General features: G+C 72.4%; 8 protein-coding genes and 1 pseudogene. 6 read left to right on the forward strand and 3 right to left on the reverse strand.

The features are described from left to right. The coding region (locus IH13_RS0128460; RefSeq protein ID WP_199814870.1) for a saccharopine dehydrogenase family protein at positions 1-605 on the reverse strand (605 nt) is incomplete at its 3' end. Positions 606-807: 202 nt separating this feature from the next. Between IH13_RS0128460 and IH13_RS0128465 the strand changes: the two genes are divergently transcribed. The 4 genes and pseudogenes from IH13_RS0128465 (at position 808) to IH13_RS0128480 (ending at position 6,637) form a co-directional block, all read left to right on the forward strand. Continuing rightward, the gene (locus IH13_RS0128465) at positions 808-1,962 is read left to right on the forward strand and encodes a CaiB/BaiF CoA transferase family protein (protein WP_051835961.1); all 1,155 of its coding nucleotides are present in this window, start codon (positions 808-810) and stop codon (positions 1,960-1,962) included. A 78-nt stretch (positions 1,963-2,040) separates the two neighbouring features. Beyond that, positions 2,041-3,158: pseudogene (locus IH13_RS38695) on the forward strand (acyl-CoA dehydrogenase family protein). Positions 3,159-3,214: 56 nt separating this feature from the next. Then, positions 3,215-4,429 carry an acetyl-CoA C-acetyltransferase gene (locus IH13_RS0128475; RefSeq protein WP_031088866.1) on the forward strand — a complete coding sequence of 405 codons (1,215 nt, stop codon included), beginning with the start codon at positions 3,215-3,217 and terminating at the stop codon, positions 4,427-4,429. A gap of 36 nt (positions 4,430-4,465) precedes the next feature. Next, positions 4,466-6,637, forward strand: a complete 2,172-nt coding sequence (locus IH13_RS0128480) for a 3-hydroxyacyl-CoA dehydrogenase NAD-binding domain-containing protein (RefSeq protein ID WP_031088867.1) — start codon at positions 4,466-4,468, stop codon at positions 6,635-6,637. A gap of 39 nt (positions 6,638-6,676) precedes the next feature. Here IH13_RS0128480 and IH13_RS0128485 read toward each other — a convergent pair whose 3' ends face one another. After that, complete coding sequence (locus IH13_RS0128485; RefSeq protein ID WP_031088869.1) at positions 6,677-7,405, reverse strand: MerR family transcriptional regulator; 729 nt, start codon at positions 7,403-7,405, stop codon at positions 6,677-6,679. A gap of 132 nt (positions 7,406-7,537) precedes the next feature. On the opposite strand from IH13_RS0128485, the gene IH13_RS0128490 reads away from it, so the two are divergent. Then, positions 7,538-8,050, forward strand: a complete 513-nt coding sequence (locus IH13_RS0128490; protein ID WP_031088870.1) for a macro domain-containing protein — start codon at positions 7,538-7,540, stop codon at positions 8,048-8,050. Between the two features lie 55 nt (positions 8,051-8,105). Then, on the forward strand, positions 8,106-9,020 hold the full coding sequence (locus IH13_RS0128495) for an oxygenase MpaB family protein (RefSeq protein ID WP_031088872.1): 915 nt from the start codon (positions 8,106-8,108) through the stop codon (positions 9,018-9,020). On the opposite strand, the gene IH13_RS0128500 is transcribed toward IH13_RS0128495, so the two are convergent. Then, a partial coding sequence (locus tag IH13_RS0128500) for a LacI family DNA-binding transcriptional regulator (RefSeq protein ID WP_031088874.1) occupies positions 8,983-9,906 on the reverse strand: 924 nt, incomplete at its 5' end. The two genes, IH13_RS0128495 and IH13_RS0128500, sit on opposite strands and share 38 nt — an antisense overlap.

Genomic DNA, 9,906 nt, shown 5'->3' on the forward strand with positions numbered 1-9,906 from the left:
ATGTGTATAAGAGACAGCCCCAGCGCGGTGAGGGCCGAGGCGAACGTGCCGCCGGAGAAGGCCGCGCCGGCACGGACGAAGCCGTCCACGGTCAGCGGAACGCCCTCGGGGAGCTGCTGGACGGTGAAGTAGGCGCCGAGGTCGTGGGGCACGGAGTCGAAGCCGCAGGCGTGCACGATCCGGGCGCCGGTCTCCCGGGCCCGGGTGTCGTGGCGCAGGTACACCGTGTCGACGAACTCCTCCTCGCCCGTGAGGTCGGCGTAGTCGGTCCCCGCCTCCGCGCAGGCCGCGACCAGCTTCTCGCCGTGGTGGAGATACGGTCCCACCGTCGACGCCACCACGTGCGCCGACTCGGCGAGTTCGCGCAGCGACTCCGCGTCGTCCGCGTCCGCCCTGAGCAGCGGCAGGTCCGCGCAGCGGGGATCGTCCGCGGCCAGCCGCTCACGCAGCCGCTCCAGCCCGGGCAGGCTGCGGCCGGCCAGGGCCCAGCGGCAGCCGTCCGGCGCGTACGCGGCCAGTCGGGCGGCCGTGAGTGAGCCCACGAAGCCCGTGGCGCCGAAGAGGACGATGTCCAAGGGGCGTTCCGCCCCGTGCTGCCTGTTCATGCGTGCCTCCGCTGGGGTCGGCGCCGGTGTGGGCAGCCAGAGGCTAGCTGAGTCGTGTGGGGCGTCGCGCGGCCGGGCGGGCTCCCGTGCGGGAGGATCGGGAGGCGCTAAGCGCCTGCTCGGCCGAAAGGGTTGTGCGGAAGGCGCTCCCTTCTTAACATCATCGATGTTACATCAGTGGTGTCACACCGATGGGGGATCGATGGCAACGACAGGGCGCGGTCCGGGCGGCGGCCCGCTGGCCGGTGTGCGCGTCGTCGAACTGGCGGGCATCGGCCCCGGCCCGTTCGCCGCGATGCTGCTGGCCGACCTCGGGGCCGACGTGGTGCGCGTCGACCGCCCGGGAGGGGCGGGCCTGGGCATCGACCCCGCGTACGACCTCACCAACCGCAACAAGCGTTCGGTCCTCGTCGACCTCAAGGCCGAGGACGGTGCCGCACGCGTGCTCGACCTCGTCGCACGCGCCGACATCCTGGTCGAGGGCTACCGCCCGGGCGTCGCCGAACGCCTCGGCGTGGGCCCCGACGCCTGCCTCGCGCGCAACCCCCGGCTCGTCTACGGGCGGATGACCGGCTGGGGGCAGGACGGGCCGCTCGCCGACCGGGCGGGGCACGACATCGCGTACATCGCTCTCACCGGCACCCTCTCCATGATCGGCGAACCGGACCGGCCCCCCACGGTCCCCGCCAACCTGGTCGGCGACTACGCGGGCGGCTCGCTCTACCTGGTCGTCGGCGTACTCGCCGCCCTCCAGCACGCCCGTACGCCCGGCGGCACCGGGCAGGTGGTGGACGCGGCCGTCGTCGACGGCGCCGCCCACCTCGCCACGATGATCCACGGCATGCTGGCGGCCGGCAGCTGGCAGGACCGGCGCGGCTCCAACCTCCTGGACGGCGGCTGCCCCTTCTACGGCTGCTACGAGACGTCCGACGGCGGGTACATGGCGGTCGGGCCGCTCGAGGCACGCTTCTACGACGAGTTCGCCGCCCTGCTCGGCCTCGGGGACGCCGCCGCGGCCCGCGACGACCTCGGCCGCTGGCCCGAGCTGCGCATCGCCGTCGCCGAGCGGTTCCGGACCCGGACCCGCGCCGCGTGGACCGAGGTCTTCGAGGGGACGGACGCCTGCGTGGCCCCCGTCCTCTCGCTCGGTGAGGCGCCCGGCCACCCTCATCTCGCCGCCCGCGCCACGTTCGTGGAGCACGGCGGCCTCACCCAGCCCGCCCCCGCGCCCCGCTTCTCCGCGACACCCTCCGCGGTGCGCCGAGGACCCGCCCTCCCCGGCGCGGACGGCGACGAGGTCGCGGTGGACTGGGGCGTGCCGGGCCTCGCTACCGCCCGGACGGGCGAGGCCGGCTGACCGGCCGGCCGCCGAGCGCCGGGCCCCGTCCCGACCACACCCGCCTCCATCCCCACGACCCGCCCCAGGGAGTCCGAAGTGCAGCGGCAGATCTTCACCGAAGAACACGAGGCGTTCCGCCGGACCGTCCGTACCTTCCTGGACAAGGAGGTGCTCCCGTACTACGAGAGGTGGGAGAAGGACGGCATCGTCGCCCGCGACGCGTGGCTCGCGGCCGGACGGCAGGGGCTGCTCGGCCTCGCCGTACCGCAGGAGTACGGGGGCGGTGGCGACGCCGACTTCCGTTACAGCGCGGTCCTGGCCGAGGAGTTCACCCGGGCCGGTGTGTCCGGCCTCGCCCTCGGCCTGCACAACGACATCGTCGGCCCCTATCTGACCTCGCTCGCCACCGAGGAGCAGAAGCGCCGCTGGCTGCCCGGTTTCTGCAGCGGTGAGACCATCACCGCCATCGCCATGACCGAGCCCGGGGCCGGATCCGACCTCCAGGCCGTCCGCACCACCGCCGAGGACAAGGGCGACCACTGGCTGCTCAACGGATCGAAGACCTTCATCTCCAACGGCATCCTCGCCGACCTGGTGATCGTCGTCGCCAAGACCTCCCCGGAGGGCGGTGCGAAGGGGCTCTCCCTGATCGTCGTCGAACGCGGCGCCGAGGGCTTCGAGCGCGGCCGCAACCTCGACAAGATCGGCCAGAAGTCCCAGGACACCGCCGAACTGTTCTTCGACGACGTGCGCGTCCCCAAGGAGAACCTCCTCGGCGAACGCGACGGGGCCTTCCTCCACCTCATGACCAACCTGGCCCAGGAACGGATGGGCATAGCGGTCGCCGGGATCGCCGCCGCCGAGCACCTCCTGGAGATCACCACCCGGTACGTCAAGGAGCGCGAGGCCTTCGGGCGCCCGCTGGCCAAGCTCCAGCACGTCCGGTTCGAGATCGCCGAGATGGCCACGGAGTGCGCCGTCACCCGGACCTTCCTCGACCGGTGCATCGCCGACCACTCGGACGGGACGCTCGACGCCGTGCACGCCTCGATGGCCAAGTGGTGGGCGACCGAACTCCAGAAGCGCGTCGCCGACCGCTGCCTCCAGCTCCTGTCTCTTATACACGAGCCTTCACCGACGGCCGGATCCAGACCATCTACGGCGGAACGACCGAGATCATGAAGGAGATCATCGGCCGGTCACTGCTCGCCTGAACCCCGCCGGCCGCTGACGGCCCCTCCCCGCGCAACCACCCCGAAAGGCTGCTGACTTGAGCACCGAAGCGTACGTCTACGACGCGATCCGCACCCCGCGCGGCCGCGGCAAGGCCAACGGCTCCCTGCACGGCACCAAGCCCATCGACCTCGTCGTCGGCCTCATCCACGAGATCCGGGCCCGCTTCCCGGACCTGGACCCGGCCGCGATCGACGACATCGTCCTCGGCGTCGTCAGCCCGCTCGGCGACCAGGGCTCCGACATCGCCCGGATCGCCGCCATCGCCGCCGGGCTCCCGGACTCCGTCGCCGGCGTCCAGGAGAACCGCTTCTGTGCCTCCGGCCTGGAGGCCGTCAACCTGGCCGCCGCCAAGGTCCGCTCGGGCTGGGAGGACCTCGTCCTGGCCGGCGGCGTCGAGTCGATGTCCCGCGTCCCCATGGGTTCCGACGGCGGCGCCTGGGCCATGGACCCGATGACCAGCTTCGAGACCGGGTTCGCCCCCCAGGGCATCGGTGCCGACCTCATCGCCACCATCGAGGGCTTCAGCCGCCGCGACGTCGACGAGTACGCCGCGCTGTCCCAGGAACGCGCCGCCGTGGCCTGGAAGGAGGAGCGGTTCGCCCGTTCGGTCGTGCCCGTCCGGGACCGCAACGGCCTGCTCGTCCTCGACCGCGACGAGCACATGCGGCCCGGCACCACCGCCGACTCGCTGGCCTCCCTCAAGCCCTCGTTCGCGACGATCGGCGAGATGGGCGGGTTCGACGCCGTCGCCCTGCAGAAGTACCACTGGGTCGAGAAGATCGACCACGTCCACCACGCGGGCAACTCCTCCGGCATCGTGGACGGCGCGGCCCTCGTCGCGATCGGTTCCAAGGAGGCCGGCGAGCGCCACGGACTCACCCCGCGCGCCCGGATCGTCTCCGCCGCCGTCTCCGGCTCGGAGCCCACCATCATGCTGACCGGCCCCGCGCCCGCCACCCGCAAGGCGCTCGCCAAGGCCGGGCTCACCATCGACGACATCGACCTCGTCGAGATCAACGAGGCCTTCGCCGGGGTGGTCCTGCGCTTCGCCCGGGACATGGGGCTCTCCCTCGACAAGGTCAACGTCAACGGCGGCGCCATCGCGCTCGGCCACCCCCTCGGCGCGACCGGCGCGATGATCCTCGGCACCCTCGTCGACGAACTGGAGCGCCAGGACAAGCGGTACGGCCTCGCCACCCTCTGCGTCGGCGGCGGCATGGGCGTCGCCACCGTCATCGAGCGTCTCTGACCGTCCCCGGCCCCTCTCTTACGGAGTAGAACACCCATGACCGAGAGCACGACCATCCGCTGGGAACAGGACGAGACCGGCATCGTCACCCTCGTCCTGGACGACCCCGGCCAGTCGGCCAACACGATGAACCAGGCGTTCAAGGACTCGATCGCCGCCGTCGCCGACCGGGCCGAGGCCGAGAAGGACTCCATCCGCGGCATCATCTACACCTCCGCCAAGAAGACGTTCTTCGCGGGCGGTGACCTCAAGGACATGATCAAGGTCGGCCCCGAGGACGCCCAGGCGGCCTTCGACACCGGTACCGCCATCAAGAGCTCGCTGCGCCGCATCGAGACCCTCGGCAGGCCGGTCGTCGCGGCGATCAACGGAGCCGCGCTCGGCGGCGGTTACGAGATCGCCCTCGCCGCCCACCACCGCGTCGCCCTGGACGCCCCGGGCTCCCGGATCGGCCTGCCCGAGGTCACCCTCGGCCTGCTGCCCGCGGGCGGCGGCGTCACCCGCACCGTACGGCTCATGGGCATCACCGACGCGCTGCTCAAGGTCCTGCTCCAGGGCACCCAGTACACCCCCGCCCGGGCCCTGGAGAACGGCCTGGTGCACGAGGTCGCCGCCACGCCCGAGGAGATGCTTGCCAAGGCGCGCGCCTTCATCGACGCCCACCCCGAATCGCAGCAGCCCTGGGACGTCAAGGGCTACCGCATCCCCGGCGGCACCCCCTCCCACCCGAAGTTCGCGGCGAACCTGCCCGCCTTCCCCGCCAACCTGAAGAAGCAGCTCGCGGGCGCGCCCATGCCGGCGCCCCGCAACATCATGGCCGCGGCGGTCGAGGGGGCGCAGGTCGACTTCGAGACCGCGCTGACCATCGAGGCCCGCTACTTCACCGAGCTGGTCACCGGCCAGGTCGCGAAGAACATGATCCAGGCCTTCTTCTTCGACCTCCAGGCCGTCAACTCCGGGGCCAGCCGCCCGGGGGGCGTCGAGGAACGCCCGGTCCGCAAGGTCGCCGTCCTCGGCGCCGGGATGATGGGCGCGGGCATCGCCTACTCCTGTGCCCGTGCCGGACTCGACGTCGTCCTCAAGGACGTCTCCGCCGAGGCCGCCGCCAAGGGCAAGGGCTACAGCGAGAAGCTGCTCGCCAAGGCACTGGCCCGGGGCCGTACGACCGAGGCGAAGCGCGACGCACTGCTCGCCCGCATCACCCCGACCGGCGACGCGGCCGACCTGGCCGGCTGCGACGCGGTGATCGAGGCGGTCTTCGAGGACACCGCGCTCAAGCACAAGGTGTTCCAGGAGATCCAGGACGTCGTCGAGCCCGACGCGCTGCTCTGCTCCAACACCTCCACGCTGCCCATCACGGTGCTCGCCGAGGGCGTGGAGCGGCCCGCCGACTTCATCGGGCTGCACTTCTTCTCACCCGTCGACAAGATGCCGCTGGTGGAGATCATCAAGGGCCGGAAGACCGGCGACGAGGCCCTGGCCCGCGCCTTCGACCTGGTACGCCGGATCAAGAAGACCCCGATCGTGGTCAACGACTCCCGGGGCTTCTTCACCTCCCGTGTCATCGGCCACTTCATCAACGAGGGCGTGGCCATGGTCGGCGAGGGCGTCGAGCCCGCCTCCGTGGAGCAGGCCGCGGCCCAGGCCGGCTACCCGGCCAAGGTCCTCTCGCTGATGGACGAGCTGACGCTCACCCTCCCGCGCAGGATCCGCGACGAGACCCGGCGCGCCGTCGAGGAGGCGGGCGGCACCTGGCCCGCGCACCCCGCCGACGCGGTCATCGACCGGATGGTCGACGAGTTCGGGCGCACGGGCCGCAGTGGGGGAGCGGGCTTCTACGAGTACGGCGAGGACGGCGGCCGCGGCCTCCTGTGGCCGGGGCTGCGCGAGCACTTCACGAAACCCGGCACCGAGATCCCGTTCCGGGACATGCAGGAGCGCATGCTCTTCTCCGAGGCGCTGGACAGCGTGCGCTGCCTGAAGGAGAACGTCCTGACGACCGTCGCCGACGCCAACATCGGCTCGATCATGGGTATCGGCTTCCCGCCGTGGACCGGCGGCGTGCTCCAGTACATCAACGGGTACGAGGGCGGCCTGCCCGGCTTCGTGGCCCGCGCCCGGCAGCTCGCCGAGCGCTACGGCGACCGCTTCCTGCCGTCGCCGCTGCTGGTGGAGAAGGCGGAGAAGGGCGAGACCTTCCACGACTGACCCACGCCCGGTGCGTCGGCGGGCCGCGTCCACCCCGGTTCACTCCGCGGTGAACGCGGCCCGCAGCTCCTCCTTCAGCGACCGCTGGAACGCCGTCAGCAGGGCCTGGAGCACCATCGGCTGCATATGGGCCGACAGCGACTTCATGGTCTTCAGGTGCTCCGGGTCCGCCTCCCGCTCCCGGTACGGGTTCCACACCTCGTCCCGGAACAGCCGGGTCAGCTCCTGTGCGGCCGAGCGTGTGTGCTCCAGCAGCACCGTGCGCGCGGCCAGGATCGTCTCGTGCGCGATCGGAACGTCCAGCAGCTCCGCCCCGAGCCGCAGCAGCCCCACGTCGACCCGGTAGCCGCCGGCGTCGGCGGAACGTTCCAGCACGCCCATCGCCGCCAGCCGGTCCACGTCCGGCTCCGTGAGCGCCCGTCCCGCGCGCCGCTCCAGCTCCGCCCGCCCCATCTCCTCGGCCGCGTCCGGAGCCCAGGAGGCCACCAGGGCCCGGTGGATGGCCAGATCGTGGGCGCTCAGGTCCGGCGGCAACTGCTCCAGGTACCGCTCGATGGCCGCGAGCGTCATCCCCTGGTGCTGCAACTCCTCGATCAGCGCGAGCCGTGACAGATGTGCCGGCCCGTAGTGCCCGACCCGGCGCGGGCCGATCACCGGGGGCGGCAGCAGCCCCCGGGTGCTGTAGAAACGGACGGTGCGTACGGTGACACCCGCGCGTGCCGCGAGTTCGTCGACGGTGAGCGTCGGCTCCTCGTTCCCGGTGGCCATGACTGCTCCTTGTCGCGGGGCGGCCCGTGCGGGCCTGCGGGTCGATCAGGTGCAACAGTATTGCTGTCTCACCACTGTGGTGAAAGTGCCCGGCCCCGCGGGATTGTCAGTGGTGGTACGTACGGTGAGGGCATGTCGGGGATCACGTATCTGCGGGGGGACGCCACCGCGCCGTCGGGCAAGGGCGTCAAGATCGTCGTGCACTGCTGCAACGACCTGGGCGGCTGGGGCAAGGGCTTCGTGCTCGCCCTCTCCCGCCGGTGGCCCGGCCCCGAGGCCGCCTACCGCCGCTGGCACCGCGAGCGGGCGGTCAACGACTTCGGCCTGGGAGCCGTGCAGTTCGTCCAGGTGGAGCCGTACGTCCGGGTGGCGAACCTGGTGGGCCAGCACGGCATACGCACCGGCGGCGGAGGCGTACCGGTGCGGTACGAGGCGCTGGACGAGGGCCTGCGGCGAGTGGCGGAGAAGGCCACCGAGCTGGGGGCCTCGGTCCACATGCCGCGGATCGGCTGCGGACTGGCGGGTGGCACCTGGTCCCGCGTGGAACCGCTCATAGCCGAGCGGCTGGTGAGCCGCGGTCTGACGGTGACGGTGTACGACCACGGCAACCGGCCCGCCTCCCGCGCCCTCGGCGCCGCATACTGAAAGGTGTTCCGCCCGGGACCCGCCCCGGGCAGCAGTCGACCTTGGGGAGCTCTGGATGACCAGCGCGGACACCGCGGAGACCGGGCCCGTCCCGCCCCCGCCCGGCGGCGTCCTGTGGAGTCTGGCCGGCGACGTCAGAGCGCTGCTGATGCTGCCCGCCGCGCTCACCCTCCAGGTGGCGCACCCCGCCGTCGGCGCCGGCGTGGACGAGCACTCGGTCTTCCGCACCGACCCCTGGGGGCGCGGCGAACGCTCCCTGCGCTCCCTCCAGCTGTGGGTGTACGGCGGAGAGGCCGCCGCCGAGGAGGGGCGCCGGCTCCGGGCGATGCACCGCACCATCCAGGGCACCGACACCCGGGGCCGCCGCTACCACGCGCTCACACCCGCGAACTACGCCTGGGTCCACGCCACCGGCTTCCCCGTCTACCGGCACGCGGCGCGCCATCTCGTCCGCCCGCTCACCGAGGCCCAGGAACGGGCCCTGTACCGGGAGTGGCTCCAGGTCGGCCGGGTCCTCGGGATCCACGACCGGGACATGCCCCCGACGATCGAGGAGTTCTGGCCGTACTACCACGGCATGCTCGCCGACGAGATCGAGCGGACGGCCGTCGTCGAGGACCTGGTCGCCACCGACCGGCCCGTACCGCCCCCGGACCGGGGGCCGGCGGCCGTGCGGCTCCTGCTCAGGGCGCTGTGGCCGGTGCTGCTCCCGCCGCTCGCCCGCTTCCGCCGGTTCGTCACCGTCGGGCTGATGCCGCCGGAGGCCCGCGCGGCCATCGGGCTCGCCTGGAGCGACGCGGAGGAGCGGCGGCTGCGGAGGTTCTGCGCGGTCGTGCGGCACGTCGTGCCCGTCCTGCCCGAACGGCTGCGCTATCTGCCGCTCGCCCGCCGGGCGCGGGCGGAGTGGCGTGCGGGGCCCGGAGCCGGGAGGGTCAGGCAGAGACGCGCCGGATCAGTTCGGTCGGGGTGACCACGGAGTCGGGCCACTCGCCGGTGTCGCTGTCCAGCCGCTCCATCAGCAGCCGCACCATGAGCCGGCCCATACCCTCCACGTCCTGACGGACCGTCGTCAACGGGGGGTCGGTGGTCTCCGCGACCGAGGCCATGTCGTCGAAGCCGACCAGCGCCACCTCCTCCGGCACCCGCAGCCCCCGCCCGCGCAGCACCCGCAGGGCCCCCGACGCCATCAGGTCGTTGGCCACGAAGACCGCGTCCAGGTCCGGACAGGTCTCCAGCAGCCGCTCCATGGCCCGGGCCCCGCCGTCGGCGGTGAAGTCGCCGTCCACGGTCAGCGCGGGATCGGCGTCCGGCAGCACGTCGCGGTAGCCGTCGATCCGGTCGAGCGCCGACGTCTGGTCGCGCGGGCCCGCGATGTGCGCGATCCGCCGGCGGCCGAGCGAGACGAGATGGCGTACGGCCTCACGGGCGCCGCCCCGGTTGTCGCAGTCGACGTACGGCACCGGGGCCAGGGCGCCGTCCCCCCGAACCGGGCGCTCCGGGCGTCCGCCGTAGACCGTCGGCACCCTGAACCTGCGGATGATCGCCGGCAGTTCGTCGTCGGTGTGCAGGGAGAAGGCGAGGACGCCGTCCACGTGCCCGCCGGCCAGGTAACGGGTGACCCGGTCGAAGTCGCCCCTGCCCTCCACCAGGAGCAGCACCAACTGCGCGTCGTGCGCGTTGAGCTCGCGGCTGATCCCGCGGATCTGGCGGGAGAAGAACGGGTCGGAGAAGATCCGGAACTCGGGTTCGTCGATGATCACGGCCACCGCCCCGTTGCGGCGGGTGACCAGCGTCCGGGCCGCGTGGTTCGGGATGTAGCCGAGTTCGTCGACCGCCTGTCTCTTATACACATCTCT

Origin of the sequence: Streptomyces sp. NRRL WC-3549, from assembly GCF_000721935.1 — a bacterium.
Lineage (GTDB): Bacteria > Actinomycetota > Actinomycetes > Streptomycetales > Streptomycetaceae > Streptomyces.

Coding starts and splice junctions, on each gene's coding strand:
- IH13_RS0128490 (WP_031088870.1), top strand. CDS start 7,538: ATGTCGGGGATCACGTATCTGCGGGGGGACGCCACCGCGCCGTCGGGC.
- IH13_RS0128485 (WP_031088869.1), bottom strand. CDS start 7,405: ATGGCCACCGGGAACGAGGAGCCGACGCTCACCGTCGACGAACTCGCG.
- IH13_RS0128465 (WP_051835961.1), top strand. CDS start 808: ATGGCAACGACAGGGCGCGGTCCGGGCGGCGGCCCGCTGGCCGGTGTG.
- IH13_RS0128495 (WP_031088872.1), top strand. CDS start 8,106: ATGACCAGCGCGGACACCGCGGAGACCGGGCCCGTCCCGCCCCCGCCC.
- IH13_RS0128480 (WP_031088867.1), top strand. CDS start 4,466: ATGACCGAGAGCACGACCATCCGCTGGGAACAGGACGAGACCGGCATC.